The following is a 16,059-nucleotide window of genomic DNA, read 5'->3' on the forward strand; positions in this document are numbered from 1 at the left end:
ATGAGCGTGGCGATTGATACTTCGTGTTCTCCGGAGGCACAGCCCAGCGTGAAAAACGGCGGGCTGGATATCCGGCGGCTTCGCGTCGCGTATGACGGCGTGGGTAGTGCAGGCGGTGCGGGCGGTGCGGGCAGCTCAAAAGGAGGCGGGCAGGGAAGCGCCGCCACCCAAGTCGCGCTCGACAACGTCAACCTGCGCATCGATACGGGCGATTTTGTCGTCGTACTCGGCGCGTCCGGCTGCGGCAAGACCACGCTGCTCAACTGCATCGCGGGGTTTGTTCAGGCCAACGAGGGCGAGGTGCTGCTCGATGGCGTACCGGTCTCCGGCCCGGGGGCCGAGCGCGGTGTGGTGTTCCAGCGCTACGCCTTGCTGCCGTGGTTGAACGTGGTCGATAACGTCGCGCTCGGCCTTCGCTTTCAGGGTGTGCCAAAGGCGCAGCGCCGGGCGTCGGCACGTCGCACGCTGGCGCTAGTTGGCCTTGAGCGGCATGCCGAGGCCCGTGTGGATACGTTGTCGGGCGGCATGCAACAGCGGGTCGGCATCGCGCGGGCACTGGCCAACGATCCGCGCGTGCTGCTCATGGACGAACCGATGGGCGCGTTGGACGCCATGACCCGGGAAACGATGCAAGAGCTTGTGCTCGATATCTGGGAGCGCACGCACAAGACGATCTTCTTCATCACGCACAGCGTCGAAGAGGCGCTGTTTCTCGCAACAAAAATCATCGTCATGACACCCAGCCCGGGGCGTATCGCCGAGAGTCACGACCTGCCGTTTTCGCGGCAGTATCTGGCGTCCCGCGATGCCCGCGCGGTCAAATCATCCGCCGACTTCATTGCGTGGCGCGAAAGACTGGTGCACCGCCTGCGCGAGTCTGTCCCTGACGCTTCGACCGCTTCGACCGCTTCGACCGCCTCGACAGTCTGATCTCCATGGCATCCGAAACTACCTTGTCAAACGTGGCGACCGTGCCGAACACGCACGTGGCGCATCCCGTGCAGCAGGCATCGCAGACCATCACCAAGCGGGTGCGCATCTGGCGCATGCCCGGCGAAGGGCCGACGGCTGGCCTGAGCGTTGCCGCGATCGTGGCGATCGGCGCGCTGTGGTGGTTATCGACGCATTTCCGCTGGATTCCCCCGCTGTTCCTGCCGGCGCCCGAAGCGGTGTGGCGCGCGTTCCTCGACGCCACTCACGGGCGGATTCAGGGCGGGCTCCCCTTATCCGAGCATTTCGCCTGGAGTGCCTTGCGCGTTTTCGGGGCTTTTTTACTGGCGACGGTAACGGCCGTCCCCGTGGGCATTCTGATGGGGGTGAGCCGCGTCGCCCGTGGGTTGCTCGACCCGGTGCTGGAGTTCTACCGGCCGCTGCCGCCCTTGGCCTACCTGCCGCTGGTCGTCATCTGGTTCGGGATCGATGAGACCGCCAAGATCGTGGTCATCTATCTGGCGTGCTTTGCGCCGATTGCGATGGCGGCGCGCGCCGGCGCCCGAAGCGCCACGACCGAGCAGATCCACGCGGCATACTCGCTCGGTGGAAGCTTCGCGCAAGTGGTTCGCCACGTGATCCTGCCGGCGGCATTGCCGGAGATCCTCACGGGGTTGCGCATTTCGATCGGCTTCGGCTGGACGACATTGGTGGCGGCAGAAATGGTCGCGGCAACGGCGGGCCTCGGCCAGATGGTGCTCAATGCGTCGAGCTTCCTTCGCACCGACGTCGTGGTCATGGGCATTGTGCTGATCGGCGGCATCGCGTGGTGTTTCGATCTCGGTATGCGTGCTCTGGAACGACGTCTCGTGCCATGGCGCACCCGCTAACCGGCTTCACCAACCGCTCACATCACGTTTGACGGCGATGTTGTTCGCCTTGGGACAACCGCCAGCGCACCAGATCGTCCGCGCCCGGTCCTTCCTTGATGGCCAAGTCCTCGGCGCTCACCGGCTCGCCCGTCGCCTGATCGACAAAGGTCCACCTGACCTCGGCCCCGGTGTTCCGGTTCACGAATGTCATCGGCGGGGCCGAGGCACCGGACACCTCCAATTTGTCGCCAATCTGGGCGAGCACCGGCATTAACGCGGCAACCTCTCTTCCGCTGGGCGTCAGCAGATATTCGAATCGCTCGGGGTTCAACTGATAGCGCCTGCGCTCGACGAGACCGTTAGTCTCCAGATGCTTGAGACGGTCGCTGAGCGTCGCATTGGTGATGCCGGACGACTGACGTAGCTCGTCATATCGCCGGAGCCCCACGACTAGATCGCGCAGGATCAGCACGCCCCATCGGTCGCCGAGCGCCGCCATGACACCGGCGATCGAACACACCATGCCGTCGAAACCTTTTGAGCGCATGCGCAGTTTTCCCTGAGTAGGCCGACCGTCGTCAGTCAGCGGGTCTCATTATAAGAGTCACGTTCGCTTCGCGTCATCGAAAGTGCTTGCGGTGCGAATTAGTCACTCTTATTATAAGAGCAACAAATTCACCCGGTGATTTGGCGTTCGCTTCGGGTGGCACCCCGTCCAACTACGTAAGGAAACACGCATGTCTTCCCATCCCATCTCCCGGATCTTCGTCGTCGGCGGCACCGGCGCACAGGGCCTGCCCATCATCAGCGCGCTCGTCGCCGACGGTAAATACGCCGTTCGCGCGCTAAGCCGCGACCCCGAGTCCCGGCGGGCCAAGGCGCTGCTCGCGCTCGGCAACGTATCGATCCTGAAAGGCACGTTTGCCGACGAAGCGGTGCTGCGGGAAGGCTTCAGAGGCTGCGATGGGGCCTACATCAATCTCGACGGGTTCAACACTGGAGAGAAAACAGAGATCTACTGGGCCATTCGGGCCTACGAAATCGCACTGGAGGAGGGCATCAAGTTCTTCGTGTACGGCAACCTTGACTACGCATTGAAGAAGGCTGGCTACGACTCGCGCTTTCGCGTCGGCCACTACGACGGCAAAGGCCGCATTGGCGAGTGGGTGCTGTTCCAGAACCAGACCAACTGCGAACGCATGGGCGCGGCGGTGTTCACCACCGGGCCGTATATGGAGATGGCCATTTCAGCCATGACGCCGATGATGCCGTTCGTGGAAGCGGGTGTACTGACGTGGCGCGTGCCGCTCGGCAACGGCGCGGTGCCGCACGTCGCCTTGGCCGATTGCGGCTTCTACGCGCGGTGGCTGTTCGACAATGCCGAGCGTGCGAACGGGATGAACCTCGAAGTCGCGATCGAGCCCGTCGAGTACCGCCGACTCGCCGAGGCCTTCGAGCGTGTGACCGGGCATCCGGCGCGGTACATCGACACCGATCTGGACACCTACTGGAACGGCCCACTCAAGACCGCCGCACTCCGTCCCGCCGGCTACAACGCCGATCCGAACGACAACAGCACGATGAGCTTCCGGGACAACTTCACCGGGTTCTGGAATGTCTGGAAACACAACGTGATCCAGCGCGACTACGCGTTGCTCGACGAAATCCATCCGAACCGCATCCGGACGGTTGAACAGTGGTTGCGGCATGAGGACGCGCGTGGCCGGCAGCAAGGGCTTGGGAGCCTCTGGGAACGCGTGCAACCGGAGACGATGTTCAAGTCGCCGCCGCTCCTGAAGTTGCTCGAAGACGGCGGCAAGGGCGCGCTGTGATACCCGGAGTGCGCGCCCGTGCGGTTCAACCGGCGACGTCAGAACGTATGACGCACCCCGGCCATCACCCCTAACTGGTTCACCCCCGCGTTCGGCGAGGCCCCCGCGCCACCTTGGCTGAGGGTGTACGCCGCGCGTGCGCTGTTGAACAGATAGCCGGTTTGCAGGTACACGGCCGAGCGACGTGAGAGCAACCACGTGCCGCGCAATGCGGCAATGGTCCCGCGGGTATCGTGTTGCGCGTTCACGATGCGATACACGCCGCCGTCGATCACATACTGCGGTGCCAATGTGTACGACGCCGTCAGATAGAACATGTCCGAGTTGACCCCGGGCAGCCCGGCCGCGTCGGTACTCACGCGCCGTCCGAGCCACCCGCCGCCGACTTTCCAACTGCCGCCTTTGACATAGCCATTGATCTGAATGCGGGTGTCGGTCGCGCCACTGCCTGCGATTGCGACGGGGGCCACACCGTCGAAGAAGTTTGCCGCCGCACCCGGCCCGCCGCGCTGTTGATCGTAGGCGGTGGCAACGCCGAACGACGCCGTGTCGTAGCGCAGCATGGCCGACCACTGGCGGCACGCCGGGGAGCCGTTCGCCCCGGTGCCGTTCCCCGCGCAGGTGCCTTGCCCCGGCGAGTTGCCCGTGCCGCCGTTGTCGCGCCCGAACGACCATGTCGCGCCGAACGTCAGGCCCTGCCACGTCTGTTTGTAGGCAACGCTGTTATCGCTCCGGGCATTCGGGATGTACGCGTCGAATGACCCGAGCCCGCCGTAGATGTCCGGCCCGAGAATGTCCGCGTCGGACAGCGCCCAGAACGTCATCGAATACTGGCGCCCAAAGCTCAGCGTTCCCCAGTCGTTCTGTAACCCGACCCACGACTGGCGGCCGAACAGCCGTCCGCCCTGATTCACATCGCCAGCGCGCACATTGAACCCGTTCTCAAGCGTGAACAACGCGTGCAGACCACCGCCGAGATCCTCGTTGCCACGAATGCCCCAGCGAGAGGGCATCGTCCCTGTGATGCCGGGTACACGCCAGAGGCTATCGCCCGTCGGTCCGGCATGCGTGACGAATTCGATGCCCGTGTCGAGCACGCCGTATAGCTGGATGTTGCTCTGTGCGAATGCCGGACTCGCGTTCAAACAGGCGAGCGCCGTCGCCGTTACGCCCATCAGGCGCACCGTTGCTGCTTTCATTGCTGTCTCCTCAGTCGATGCCAGTGTGTCTGGTCTGTTGTGCCGACGCGCTCAGGCGCGGGGGGTGTCGGCTATCGTGCCGGTGGCGGTATCGGTATTACGGATGAAATCGGCGGGCACCTCGGGGCCCCACAAGTACAGGGAGTCTTCCGGGTCGAAGTCGCCGGCGGGCCATGTCTGGTCCTTCGCGACGTAGTCGATGTCAGCCGAGTACTCACTGAACGATCCCCACGGGTCCTGCACGTAGTGGAAGTAGTTCGAGCCGAGCACGTGGCGCCCTGTGCCCCAGCCATGGCGGTAGCCCGCCGCCGCCATCTGCGCAGCGCCATTGCCGACTTCGTCCAAGCTCGCAACGTCCCAAGAGCAGTGATGCCAGCCGCGCGCGTGACTCTTCGCGAAGGCCACCAGATGGTGGTCACAGCCGTGCGGCGCATGCGTGAAGGCGATGAGATCCTGCGAGCGGTCCGACAACCGAAGGCCGAGCGCGTTGCTGTAGAACGCGAGCGAACCCAGAACGTCAGGCGTAAAGAGCAGCACATGCGACAGGCGACGCGGCCGTACCTGCACTACGTCGTGCCGGCAATGCGTGCCTCGCGCACCGTTGGCGGTGGAATTCAGCGTGAACGACGGTTTCACGTCGGGCGATGTCTTCACACCGACCCGCACGCCGATCAGGTTGCCGTCGGGGTCGCGGAACCAGAAACCGGTGTCGGGAGGGCATCCGCTGGTGGCCATGAGCGATGCCGGGGCGTCCGCAGCGGTCGCCCCCGCTCGCACTACCTGTTCGCGCAGCGCATCGAAATCCTGCGCAAAGCAGTTGAATTGCAGATACGCAAGCGACTTGCCGTCCGCCGGCAGCACACGCGCCCAGCGATGGCCGTCCGCCGCGCGAAGCTCAAGTGCTTGACCGGGCGCGGCGGCTTCGCTCACTTCCAGACCGAATGCGGTGAAGAAATGCTGTGCTTGTGCCAGCGACGGCACGTTGAGTGCAAAGTGATCGATCGAATGCACGGCGCACGGCGTGCCGGGCAAGGGCGATGCAGTCATGACGTCCTCCGGGCAGAGACCTGCCGGGATCGCACGCAGTTCGCGCGATGCCGGCAGCAGGTAAGCATCAGGCGCGCGACTTGCGCAGCGTCACTTCATCGGCAATCGCGTTGCGCAACAGGCCCACGCGCTCGATTTCGACTTCGCATACGTCGCCTTCGCGCATCAGCAGCTTCGGCGTGCGCGCCCAGCCAATGCCCGAGGGCGTGCCGGCCACAATGACGTCGCCCGGCTCCAGCGTGATGGCCTGACTGATGACCTCGATCAGCGTCGCGACATCGAACACCATGTCGTCGGTGCTGGCCGACTGCACGACTTCGCCGTTCAGGCGCGTTTGCAACAGCAAGCCACGCGCGCCCGCCGGCAATTCGTCGGCCGTCACCAGATCGGGGCCGAACGCGCCGGTGGCGTCGAAGTTCTTGCCCATGGTCCATTGGGGCGTCTTGAACTGGTATTCGCGAATGGACCCGTCGTTAAACACCGAATAGCCCGCGACGTGATCCAACGCGTCTTCGTGACGGATATGGCGGCCGCCGCGACCGATCACCACGGCCAACTCACCTTCATAGTCGACCCCCTCGCTGTCGGGCACGTCCGGCCGGACGATGGGCGCGTCGTGTGCGACGAGGCTCGTGTTCACGCGAGTAAAGAGCGTCGGATAGTCCGGCTGCGCGTATTGGCTCTCGGCGGAATGGTCGCGGTAGTTCAGGCCGACGCAAAGGATCTTCGGCGGGCGGCGCAACGGCGCGAGCAAACGCACGGTGTCGGCACTGACGTGACGCGAGGACGTATTGGCCTTGGCGAACGCGACGAGATCGACGCCGTCGGCAAGCAGGTCTTCGAGGGCATATTCGCCAAGCACGCGGATGCTCTCGGCATCGCGCACACCGAGGCAGGACTTGCCGTCGAGTTCAAAGCTGACAAAACGCATGGTGACTCCAGAGAAAGAAAGATTGAGTGTGGGGAGCGATGGCCGCAGTTACGCGGACGCCATCTGACGGCGGTAGCGCAAACCGTTGGCGATCATGGCAATGCCGGCGATCACGGCCGGCACCGCGAACACGACGAACGACACCTGAACAGACGACAAGGCGGCGAGCAGCAAGCCACCGGTCATCGACCCGATGATCGAGCCGACACGCCCGACGCCAAGCGCCCAGCTCACGCCCGTGGCACGCGCCCGGGTGGTGTAGAAGCCGGCGACGAGCACGTTGGCGCCGGTCTGCGCCCCCGACAAACCGAACCCGGCGAAGAACACAGTGACGAAAACCAGCGTCGTCGAATGCAGCGACGTGCCGATGAGCGCAATGGAGACGGCGGCGACGACATAAGAGAAAGCGAGCACGACAAACGGATTGAACCGGTCCATCAGACGCGCATTGAGCAACGAGCCGAGCGTGCCGCCGATGGGCAGCATCGCGCCCACTTGCGCCGCATGTGCCACGCCGATACCGCTTTCGGTGAGTACCGTCGGCAGCCAACTGCTGATCTGGTAGTAGACCCACAACGTGCAGAAGAACGCCAGCCACAGCAGCAACGTGCCGGTGCGGTAGTGGGCGTTGAAGAGCGTCGCCACCGGGCGCTCTGCGACGGCGTTCGTGCCATTCGCACCATTCGCCCCTTCGGCCTGCTTGCGCTCCGCCGTGGCTTCCGCCGCAAAGGACGCTGCGCCACGCTCGCCCAGACGGGCCAGCGTGCGTTGCATCTGCTTCGCGAACGCCGGTTTACCGGCCATGAAGCGCAGCGACTCGGGCAATTGCCACGCCACGACCGGCACCAGCACGAGCGGCGCTAGGCCGCCGAAGATAAAAACGCCTTGCCAGCCGAAGTGCGGAATCAGCCATGCCGCGACATAGCCACCGCAGGCGAGTCCGAGCGTGAAGCCGCAAAACATGAGGGTGACGAGCCATGCGCGGTTATGCGCGGGACTGTATTCCGACGACAGCGTGATGGCGTTGGGCATAGCGCCGCCCAGTCCAGCGCCGGTCAGGAACCGGAGAAAGACGAGCCAGCCGACAGAGGGCGACCACGCGCACGCGAGGCTGCCGATACCGAACAGAAACATTGAGATAAGAATGACGCGCTTGCGGCCGATGCGATCGGCGAGCGGGCCGAAGAGAAAGCTGCCGATGGTCAGACCGAACAGGCCTGCCCCAAAGACCGGCCCGAGTTCGGCGGGGCTCAACGACCACTGGTGTTTGAGCAGCGGCGCAACATAGCCGACGCTGGCCACGTCGAAGCCATCGGCCGCGACGATCAGAAAGCAGAGGAAAAGGGTGAGCCGTTGCAGTGCCGTCATGCGCTCGCGCGTCTGGCTGCGCACGGCGGTGCCGGCACGCGTGGACGTTTGTGACGTCGAATCTACGTACATCGTTGTCTCCTGAAGGTAGCCGGCAGTGAAGCCACCGGTCTGCGACTGCCAGCGTCTGTTGTTCAAGCGCTTGGCCGGCATGTCACAACTGAATGCAACTGAAAAGCGATTAATGGAAGTGAGTCAGCGTTCCTGTCGTTGTTTGGTCAAGACTGCAAGATCGAATCCGCGGTGGCTTGTGCGGTGGCGGTAACCGGATCGAGCGGCTCCAGCGCAAGACAGCGGCGGGCGGCGTTCACGAAGGCGCTCTCTAGCGCATCGCCGCGCCACGCGACGTGAAGGTCAGGGCGGATCAACACGTAGTTGCGTTCGTAAAGCCGCTTGAGCAGCGCGGCGTCAGCGGACGCCGGGACGACAACGGCAACGTCGCCGAGCACGTTACGGGCGGTTTCCACTGCGCTGGCGTCCGGTGTCTGACCATCCACACAGAGCAGCGTGAACTGCGGTCCCATCGCGTCATACAGAGAGCTGCCGTCGGCAAGCCACGCGTGCGGTGCGCGGTGCCCGGGGCGCGCGCATGGCACGTAGAGATTGGCGTTGTCGGCGGGCGGGCTGCCGGGTTCCGCTGTCAGGAGCGGTGACGACTCATATCGTGTGCCCAGATGGACACCGGGAATCACGAACTCGTGGCGCGCGTGAAACGCGAGGTACTCGCCGACCGCGCGCCTTGCCGCGTCGCCTGCCGGGCCTTGTTCGTAGGCTTCGCGGGGCAGGGCGACGTAGCCGATGCTGTCGGCGAAGTTGCGTGCGAACGCGGTGTTGCGCTCCCCGGCTGGGCGTCGTTCGGCGTCGTAGCTCTGGGCGAGTGCGTCACCGGCACTGCCGCGCACCAGCGCGACGAGCTTCCACGCCAGATTGGCGGCGTCGTCGATGCCGGTGTTGTAGCCCAGCCCTCCGGTCGGCGTGAACAAGTGCGCCGCGTCACCGCAGAGAAATGCGCGGCCGACGACGAGGCGCTCCGCGACGAGGGCGTGTCCCGCCGTCCACGTGGACGAACTCTTCACTTCGAACGGAATATCGGCACCGAGCGCCTGCGCGATGCGTGAGCGCACGACATCCTCCGACGGCGTTTCATCGTCCTGAAGTTGCACGTTCATGATGAAGTGACCCCGGCCGTCTACGGCCACGATCAAAGCACGCTGCGTGGGGCCGAACGTCCAGTATTGCCAAGCCGGTGCCTTGCCGCTCGCGTCGACGAGCGTCGGCGCGTAGAAATAGACGGCCTCCATTTGCCCGCCCATGAACGATCGCTTCTCACTGGCGACGCCGCCGTAGCGAAGCCCCAGCGAGCGCCGCACGAAGCTGCGCGGGCCGTCGCAGCCGACGACGTAGCGGGCGCGTACACGACGCACCTGCGCCGGGCGATCCGGCGTGTGAGTCAGCGTAACGACCGCGCTCACGCCATCGGCATCTTGTGCAAGGTCGGTGACCGTCGCGTCGAAATGGACGTTACACGTCGATTGGCGACGTGCCGCATCGAGCAGCACCGGTTCTATATAGAGCTGCGAGCAACGATGGGGCGGCTCCGGGGTGGGCCACGTGAAGCTGTGCGCCTTGGCATAGGCCACGGCATCGCGCGACGCCGGTTGCGAGAGCCGGGCCAGTTCGTGACCGGAAATCGTCGTGAAGTAAGCCACGTCGGGGGACTGCTCCGGGGGGAGCCCCAACTGGCGAATATGGGCAGACACGCCGATGCGCCGGAAGTGTTCCATCGTGCGCGCGCTGTTGGCATTCGCGGCGGGGTGCTGGCTGGTGCCGGGCTTCGTATCGAAGACTTCCACACGCAGGCCCTGTTGCCCGAGCGACGCCGCCAAAAACAAACCCACGGGGCCAGCGCCCACGATCAATACATCGCAATCCATCGCCATCGTCTCCTGATGCTCATCTTTGTCACGTCTGTCACGACGTGTTGATGCAAAGGTACGCGGCCACGATGTATAAATCTATAAAATGAAAATCATAGAGATTATGAATTCAATGCATATTGTCGCGATGGCATAGTGGCGGCATCGCGGCGCACAGACGCCATCAGGAGACACGAGTGGAATACCCCGATCTGAACTTTCTCTATGTCGTCGAAGCGCTGATGGCAGAACGTAGCGTGTCACGCGCCGCACAGCGCCTCGGGCTGACGCAACCGGCGGTGAGTCACGCGCTAGGGCGGCTGCGCACGCGATTTGGCGACGATCTGTTCGTGCGGGCGGGCGCGGTCATGGCGCCGACGCCGACCGGTGAGCGCGTGGCGGATGGCGTCTCCCGCGCATTGGCATTGATCCGGCAGGATGTGCTGGGCGCACGCGCGTTCGAGCCGACGGACACGCGCCGCACGTTCTCGGTCTGTCTGAGCGACATGGGCATGATCGTCCTGCTGCCGAGGCTGCTCGCGGCGTTGGCCGAACATGCCCCGATGGCGACGCTGCGTCCGATTCAGGTACCCGCCGCCGAACTCGGTGCGGCGTTACAGGACGGCGAACTGGATCTGGCCATCGGCTATCTCGACCGGATGGGCGAGCATCTGCACCAGCAACGCCTGTTCACGCGGTCGCTGGTGGGCATCCGTCGCGCCGGGCAGAGCAAGCGGGGCAAAGCGGGGAGGGTGGCGGCCATGGATGCCGAGACATTCATGAATACGCGGCATGTGGTGGCCGCCACACTGGCGATGACCAACGAACTCCTCGCGAAAGAGCTACACAAGCGCGGCACCCGGCTGAACGTGGGGGTCGAAGTGCCTTACCTGCTGGCGGTGCCGAGTCTGGTCGCCAATTCGGACTTCATCGCCGTGATTCCGAACGAGTTGGCCGACCTGTTCGGCAAGATGGCCCACGTCGATGCGTTCGCATTGCCGATTGCCCTGCCGGACCTGACCGTGCGGCAGTTCTGGCATCCCCGGTTTCACAACGACGCGGCGCACCGCTGGTTCCGCAAGCTCGTGGCGGATGCCTTGCGGTGATCGCAATTAGCCGCAACGTGCGTAGTCTTACTGTGTGACACAGGAATAAACATGTCGATATGCCCATTCTCATCCTGCGGCTTCCAAGCGCTCGACCGTGGGACTGCGTTACAATCCGGGCCTCGCGTCACTCGGCAACCGGCATCGCATCTGAGCCGCCGACCCTAAGACGTCTGCCAGTGTGGTAAGGGCAGGCGCCCATGAGAGAAGAACGCATGTGAGAGGAGACCGCTTGTCCCCGGGACTGTTTGATCCGGCGACTCCACACGGTTTTTTTGAAGGTGATTGATTCTCATGGATAAAACGGACAACAAGACGACGCCTGATGGCGGCCGCAAGCCCTTCTCACGACGCAAATTCATTGCCGCCGCAGTAGGGGCCGCCGCCGTCTGGGGCGGATACTCGTACCTGTTTGGTAGTCAGTATCGTGCCGCCAAGGCAGATCGCAAGGTTGACGTGCTGCTCATCGGCGGCGGCATCATGAGCGCAACGCTGGGTGTTTATCTGTCCGAATTGGAGCCGAACTGGACCTTCGAGGTCTTCGAGCGCCTGGACAAGGTTGCTGAAGAAAGCTCGAACGGCTGGAATAACGCCGGCACCGGACACTCGGCGCTTTGTGAGTTGAACTACACCCCGATGGACGACAAGGGCAATGTTCATATCACGCAGGCCATCGGCATCAACGAGAATTTCCAGATTTCGCGCCAGTTCTGGTCGCATCAGGTGCGCAAAGGCGTGCTTGGCAACCCGCGTGAGTTCATCAACTCGACACCGCACATGAATCTTGTCTTCGGACAGGAGAACCGCGAGTTCATCCGCAAGCGCGTGGAGGCATTGAAGGCGTCGCCGCTGTTTGCCGGGATGGAAATGACGACCGACCCGGCGAAGATCGCCGAGTGGATTCCGATCATGATGGAAGGCCGCAAGCCGGAGGAAGTCGTTACCGCCACGCGCTCGCCGCTCGGTACCGACGTGAATCTGGGCGAAATCACGCGCCAGTTCTACAAGCATCTCAGCGGCAATTCGGTCAAGGTGACGACCGGGTACGAAGTACGCTCGATCACGCGTAACGAAGATGGCTCGTGGCGTGTGTCCGCCTTCGACGTCAACGACAGCTCGAAGATCCAGACGGTCGATGCGAAGACGCTGTTCATCGGTGCGGGTGGCGCTGCTTTGCCGCTGCTGCAACTGTCGGGCATTCCGGAAGGCAAGCAATACGGCGGTTTCCCGGTCGGTGGCGAGTTCCTGGTGACGGACAAGCCCGAGATTGCCTCGCGCCATCTGGCAAAGGTCTACGGTCTCGCGGATACCGGCTCGCCTCCCATGTCGGTGCCCCATCTGGATACCCGCGTGCTCGATGGCAAGAAGGTCATCCTGTTTGGACCGTTCGCGACGTGGTCGAGCAAGTTCCTCAAGAACGGCTCTTACTTCGATCTGGCCAAGGCAACGACGCCGTCCAACGTGATTCCGCAGTTGCAGGTCGGTGCCCATGAGTTTGCGCTCGTGAAGTATCTGGCGCAGCAGTTGGCGTTGTCGCAATCGCAAAAGATGGATGCGCTGCGTCACTATATGCCTGAGGCCAAGGACGCTGACTGGCGTCTGTGGGAAGCCGGTCAGCGTGTGCAGATCATCAAGAACGATCCGGTGAAGGGCGGCATTCTGAAGCTCGGCACGGAAGTCGTGGTGTCGGCAGATCGCTCGGTGTCGGCGCTGTTGGGTGCGTCGCCGGGTGGCTCGACCTCGCCGGCGATCATGCTGTCGCTGCTGGAGCGTGTGTTCCCCGATCAGATGAAAACGTCTGCGTGGCAGCAAAAGATTCGTGAGATCGTGCCCAGCTACGGCAAGAAGCTCAACGAAAATCCGGAGTTGCTGGCGAAAGAATGGGCGAGCACGGCCGAAACGCTGCAACTCGCCATCGCGTCGCCTAGCCTTGATGGGTTCGTCCCGAACACTGCACCGGTCGCGAATCCGGGCGTGATCAAGAAAGTGCCGGACATGGCGCTGTAAGGGTTGACGCGGCGCCTGCTTGGGGCGCCAGTGGTAGCACTAAGACAAAGGGTTGCGAGTTTTCTCGTAACCCTTTGTCGTTTGCGTGGCGCTTAAGTCGGGCTTAAGTGGCGCCATCACGGGGTCGCGCACACCTCTCGCACCAGCGCTCGCAGCCAGACGTGCGCCGGGTCGGCGTCCATGCGTGGGTGCCACAGCATCGAGACCGTCAACACCGGCGTCGCGACCGGCAGTGTGAAGGTGTGCATATCGGCACGAAGGCTGCGGGTGTGCCGCTCGGGCACGCCCGCGATCAGGTCCGATGCGCGGGCAATCGCCAGCGCGGTAGAAAAGCCGCCAACGATGGCCGCCACGCGCCGTTGCAGTTGCATGGCGTCCAGCACATCGTCAACCGGACCGCGATCGAGCCCGCGTCGCGATACCAGCACATGGTCGCCGGCAGCATAGCGTTCTGGCGTGAGCTCGCCACGGGTCAGGGGATGACCGAGACGCACCACACCGACGAAGCGATCGCGGAACAACGCCTGTGTATGCACTTCCGGCCCGGTGTCCTTGCCAATCACGCCCGTCTCCAGATCCACGATGCCGTCACGCAGCGCGTTGCTTTGCTTGTCGGGCTTTTGCACGAAGCGCAGTCGTACGCCGGGCGCCGTCTCCGCCGCGCGGGCGATCAATTGCGGCCCGAAGGTTTCGACGAAGCCCTCATTGCAACGCAGCGTGAAGCTGCGTTCCAGTGTTGCGAGATCCACCTGCCGGGCGGGGCGCAGCACTGCCGTGGCGTCCTGAACGAGCTGACTGACCTGATCGCGCAAGGCGAGCGCGCGCGGCGTGGGCACCAGACCACGCCCGGCGCGCACCAGCAAAGGGTCGCCAGTAGTCTCACGCAGTCGGGCCAGCGCCCGGCTCATCGCGGAGGGGCTGAGCTGTAACCGCCGCGCAGCCCGTGCCACGTTGCCTTCGGCGAGTAAGACGTCGAGGGTATGCAGGAGATTGAAGTCAGGCTTTTGCATGGTCGAGATCGGGCGCGAGGGCTCGTCATAGGATTGAGAGATGGCGTCTGATGCATTTATAAAGTGCAAATGCTGCGTCTTCCGCCACATATTAAGCGCCGATATGCTTTGTTGCATCGTCAATATGAACAGGCGCCACCCATGCAACCCAAGACAGTCACCGTTCCCCCCTCGACGCTTCCCCCCGTCGCAGCCACCACGCGCATGGCGCTGGCGGCGTTATGCCTTTCGATGTTGATGTCGTCGCTGGATACCAGCATCGCCAATGTGAGCCTGCCGACGCTGGCTCAGGTCTTCGGCGCGAGCTTTCAGGCCGTGCAGTGGGTGGTGCTGGCCTATCTGCTGGCGATCACGTCGCTGATCGTGAGCGCTGGGCGTCTGGGGGATATGGTCGGTCGTCGCCGCTTGCTGTTAGTCGGCATCGGCTTGTTCACCGTCGCGTCGATCGGATGCGGCTTGGCCACGAATCTGCCGTTGCTGATTGCGGCGCGCGCGCTGCAAGGCGTGGGCGGCGCGGTCATGATGGCGCTGACCATGGCGATGGTAGGTGCCACCGTCCCCAAAGAGCGCACGGGTAGTGCCATGGGGTTGTTGGGCACCATGTCGGCTGCCGGCACGTCGCTGGGACCATCGTTGAGCGGCATCGTGATTGGTGCGGCCGGCTGGCGGGCGATCTTCCTGATTCAGGTGCCGTTGGGTTTGCTGGCCTGGTGGCTCGCCTATCGCTATCTGGCTGAGGATGCACGCCGCACGACGCCGCGCCCGGGCTTTGACCACGCAGGCACACTGGTGCTGGCGTTGACGCTGACGGCTTATGCCTTGGCAATGACGCTGGGACGCGGCCATTTTGGCGGGCTTAACGTGGGATTGCTGCTGGCGGCGCTGGCGGGTGCGATCGTGTTTGCGGTGGTGCAGGGCAGGGCACCGGCGCCGCTGGTGCAACTGGCGCTGTTGCGTCAACCACGACTCATTGCCAGCCTGATCATGAGTGCAGTGGTCGCATGCGTGATGATGACGACCTTCGTGGTCGGTCCGTTTTATCTGTCCCACGGGTTGGGGTTGGCGGCAACGCTGGTGGGGCTGACGATGTCGGTAGGGCCGTTGTCATCGGCATTTTCGGGGGTACCGGCGGGACGCCTCGTGGATCGTTTTGGTGCGCAACGCATGACGATCGTTGGCCTGAGCGGCATGTCACTCGGTGCGGGTTTGCTGGCGTGCATGCCGTTGCGTTTCGGGGTGCTGGGTTATCTGGCACCGCTGGTGCTGATGACGATCCATTACGCCACGTTTCAGGGGGCCAACAATACGGCCGTAATGCGCCAGATCGACCCGGCGCAGCGGGGTGTCGTCGCCGGCATGCTGAGCCTGTCACGCAACCTCGGCCTGATTACCGGTGTGTCGGTGATGGGCGCGGTGTTCAGTGCCGCGAGTGGGAGCGTGGCGTTGGAAGAGGCTTCGGCCCAATCCATCAGCGGGGGCATGCGCGTGACGTTTGCAGTGGCAGCGGTGATGTTGATTGGGGGGTTGGTGATGGCGGTGAGGGTAGGGAGGAAGGTGAGACAGGCGCCTCACGGGGCGTGATGTTTCGCAAGTTGGGGGGAATGAAGGTTAGGCATTGAAAGGTCGCCATCGCTACCGTGACTAGGAACAGTTGGCTAAGGACACTGGAGTACCTGTTACACTGCGCCAGTTCGCGAGTCGCCTCAGCTCCAGTCATCTGCTCACCTGTTGACCATAGCTTGTGTTGTGCAACCCACGGTCAGTATCTCAAGCGAAAGCATTGCCACGTAGCGGCGAAAAGCCTTAGGGCCGTCGGTGTGGCGCTTGAATTCGCCCTCCAA

General features: G+C 63.6%; 13 protein-coding genes. 6 read left to right on the top strand and 7 right to left on the bottom strand.

The annotated features are described in order from the left end of the window. Nucleotides 1-6 precede the first annotated feature (6 nt). Together AT302_RS12535 and AT302_RS12540 are read left to right on the top strand one after the other, a co-directional pair. Complete coding sequence (locus AT302_RS12535; RefSeq protein ID WP_407668837.1) at nucleotides 7-930, top strand: taurine ABC transporter ATP-binding protein; 924 nt, start codon at nucleotides 7-9, stop codon at nucleotides 928-930. A gap of 5 nt (nucleotides 931-935) precedes the next feature. Beyond that, complete coding sequence (locus AT302_RS12540; protein WP_084656199.1) at nucleotides 936-1,820, top strand: ABC transporter permease subunit; 885 nt, start codon at nucleotides 936-938, stop codon at nucleotides 1,818-1,820. Nucleotides 1,821-1,842: 22 nt separating this feature from the next. Here AT302_RS12540 and AT302_RS12545 read toward each other — a convergent pair whose 3' ends face one another. Next, nucleotides 1,843-2,349, bottom strand: coding sequence for a winged helix-turn-helix transcriptional regulator (locus AT302_RS12545; protein ID WP_058378735.1), 507 nt, complete (start codon nucleotides 2,347-2,349; stop codon nucleotides 1,843-1,845). A 190-nt stretch (nucleotides 2,350-2,539) separates the two neighbouring features. Between AT302_RS12545 and AT302_RS12550 the strand changes: the two genes are divergently transcribed. Further along, the gene (locus AT302_RS12550) at nucleotides 2,540-3,634 is read left to right on the top strand and encodes an NmrA family NAD(P)-binding protein (protein WP_058378736.1); all 1,095 of its coding nucleotides are present in this window, start codon (nucleotides 2,540-2,542) and stop codon (nucleotides 3,632-3,634) included. A gap of 38 nt (nucleotides 3,635-3,672) precedes the next feature. Here AT302_RS12550 and AT302_RS12555 read toward each other — a convergent pair whose 3' ends face one another. From AT302_RS12555 to AT302_RS12575, 5 genes are all read right to left on the bottom strand, one after another. Beyond that, nucleotides 3,673-4,809, bottom strand: a complete 1,137-nt coding sequence (locus AT302_RS12555; RefSeq protein WP_407668848.1) for a porin — start codon at nucleotides 4,807-4,809, stop codon at nucleotides 3,673-3,675. A gap of 75 nt (nucleotides 4,810-4,884) precedes the next feature. Continuing rightward, the gene (locus AT302_RS12560; RefSeq protein ID WP_058378738.1) at nucleotides 4,885-5,880 is read right to left on the bottom strand and encodes a VOC family protein; all 996 of its coding nucleotides are present in this window, start codon (nucleotides 5,878-5,880) and stop codon (nucleotides 4,885-4,887) included. Between the two features lie 67 nt (nucleotides 5,881-5,947). Further along, on the bottom strand, nucleotides 5,948-6,811 hold the full coding sequence (locus tag AT302_RS12565; RefSeq protein ID WP_058378739.1) for a fumarylacetoacetate hydrolase family protein: 864 nt from the start codon (nucleotides 6,809-6,811) through the stop codon (nucleotides 5,948-5,950). Nucleotides 6,812-6,859: 48 nt separating this feature from the next. Further along, nucleotides 6,860-8,251 carry an MFS transporter gene (locus AT302_RS12570; protein WP_084656589.1) on the bottom strand — a complete coding sequence of 464 codons (1,392 nt, stop codon included), beginning with the start codon at nucleotides 8,249-8,251 and terminating at the stop codon, nucleotides 6,860-6,862. Between the two features lie 146 nt (nucleotides 8,252-8,397). Next, nucleotides 8,398-10,113, bottom strand: a complete 1,716-nt coding sequence (locus tag AT302_RS12575) for an FAD-dependent monooxygenase (protein WP_058378740.1) — start codon at nucleotides 10,111-10,113, stop codon at nucleotides 8,398-8,400. 179 nt (nucleotides 10,114-10,292) lie between these two features. Here AT302_RS12575 and AT302_RS12580 point away from each other — a divergent pair, with 179 nt between their 5' ends. Together AT302_RS12580 and mqo are read left to right on the top strand one after the other, a co-directional pair. After that, nucleotides 10,293-11,201, top strand: coding sequence for a LysR family transcriptional regulator (locus AT302_RS12580; RefSeq protein ID WP_058378741.1), 909 nt, complete (start codon nucleotides 10,293-10,295; stop codon nucleotides 11,199-11,201). Between the two features lie 294 nt (nucleotides 11,202-11,495). Then, nucleotides 11,496-13,208: a malate dehydrogenase (quinone) gene (gene mqo / locus AT302_RS12585; RefSeq protein ID WP_058378742.1), complete on the top strand. Its 1,713-nt coding sequence runs from the start codon at nucleotides 11,496-11,498 to the stop codon at nucleotides 13,206-13,208. 116 nt (nucleotides 13,209-13,324) lie between these two features. Here the strand turns inward: mqo and AT302_RS12590 are convergent, their stop codons facing one another. After that, nucleotides 13,325-14,218, bottom strand: a complete 894-nt coding sequence (locus AT302_RS12590) for a LysR family transcriptional regulator (protein ID WP_058378743.1) — start codon at nucleotides 14,216-14,218, stop codon at nucleotides 13,325-13,327. Between the two features lie 141 nt (nucleotides 14,219-14,359). Between AT302_RS12590 and AT302_RS12595 the strand changes: the two genes are divergently transcribed. Continuing rightward, a complete protein-coding gene (locus AT302_RS12595) occupies nucleotides 14,360-15,799 on the top strand; it encodes an MFS transporter (protein ID WP_058378744.1) in 1,440 nt (479 codons plus the stop codon). Nucleotides 15,800-16,059 lie beyond the last annotated feature (260 nt).

The sequence above is a fragment of the Pandoraea norimbergensis genome (assembly GCF_001465545.3).
GTDB classification, from domain to species: domain Bacteria; phylum Pseudomonadota; class Gammaproteobacteria; order Burkholderiales; family Burkholderiaceae; genus Pandoraea; species Pandoraea norimbergensis.

Excerpts from the sequence above, each read along its gene's own strand:
- AT302_RS12595 (WP_058378744.1), top strand. The coding sequence starts at position 14,360 with ATGCAACCCAAGACAGTCACCGTTCCCCCCTCGACGCTTCCCCCCGTC.
- AT302_RS12590 (WP_058378743.1), bottom strand. The coding sequence starts at position 14,218 with ATGCAAAAGCCTGACTTCAATCTCCTGCATACCCTCGACGTCTTACTC.
- AT302_RS12570 (WP_084656589.1), bottom strand. The coding sequence starts at position 8,251 with ATGTACGTAGATTCGACGTCACAAACGTCCACGCGTGCCGGCACCGCC.
- mqo (WP_058378742.1), top strand. The coding sequence starts at position 11,496 with ATGGATAAAACGGACAACAAGACGACGCCTGATGGCGGCCGCAAGCCC.
- AT302_RS12545 (WP_058378735.1), bottom strand. The coding sequence starts at position 2,349 with ATGCGCTCAAAAGGTTTCGACGGCATGGTGTGTTCGATCGCCGGTGTC.
- AT302_RS12560 (WP_058378738.1), bottom strand. The coding sequence starts at position 5,880 with ATGACTGCATCGCCCTTGCCCGGCACGCCGTGCGCCGTGCATTCGATC.
- AT302_RS12555 (WP_407668848.1), bottom strand. The coding sequence starts at position 4,809 with ATGGGCGTAACGGCGACGGCGCTCGCCTGTTTGAACGCGAGTCCGGCA.
- AT302_RS12575 (WP_058378740.1), bottom strand. The coding sequence starts at position 10,113 with ATGGATTGCGATGTATTGATCGTGGGCGCTGGCCCCGTGGGTTTGTTT.
- AT302_RS12565 (WP_058378739.1), bottom strand. The coding sequence starts at position 6,811 with ATGCGTTTTGTCAGCTTTGAACTCGACGGCAAGTCCTGCCTCGGTGTG.
- AT302_RS12540 (WP_084656199.1), top strand. The coding sequence starts at position 936 with ATGGCATCCGAAACTACCTTGTCAAACGTGGCGACCGTGCCGAACACG.
- AT302_RS12550 (WP_058378736.1), top strand. The coding sequence starts at position 2,540 with ATGTCTTCCCATCCCATCTCCCGGATCTTCGTCGTCGGCGGCACCGGC.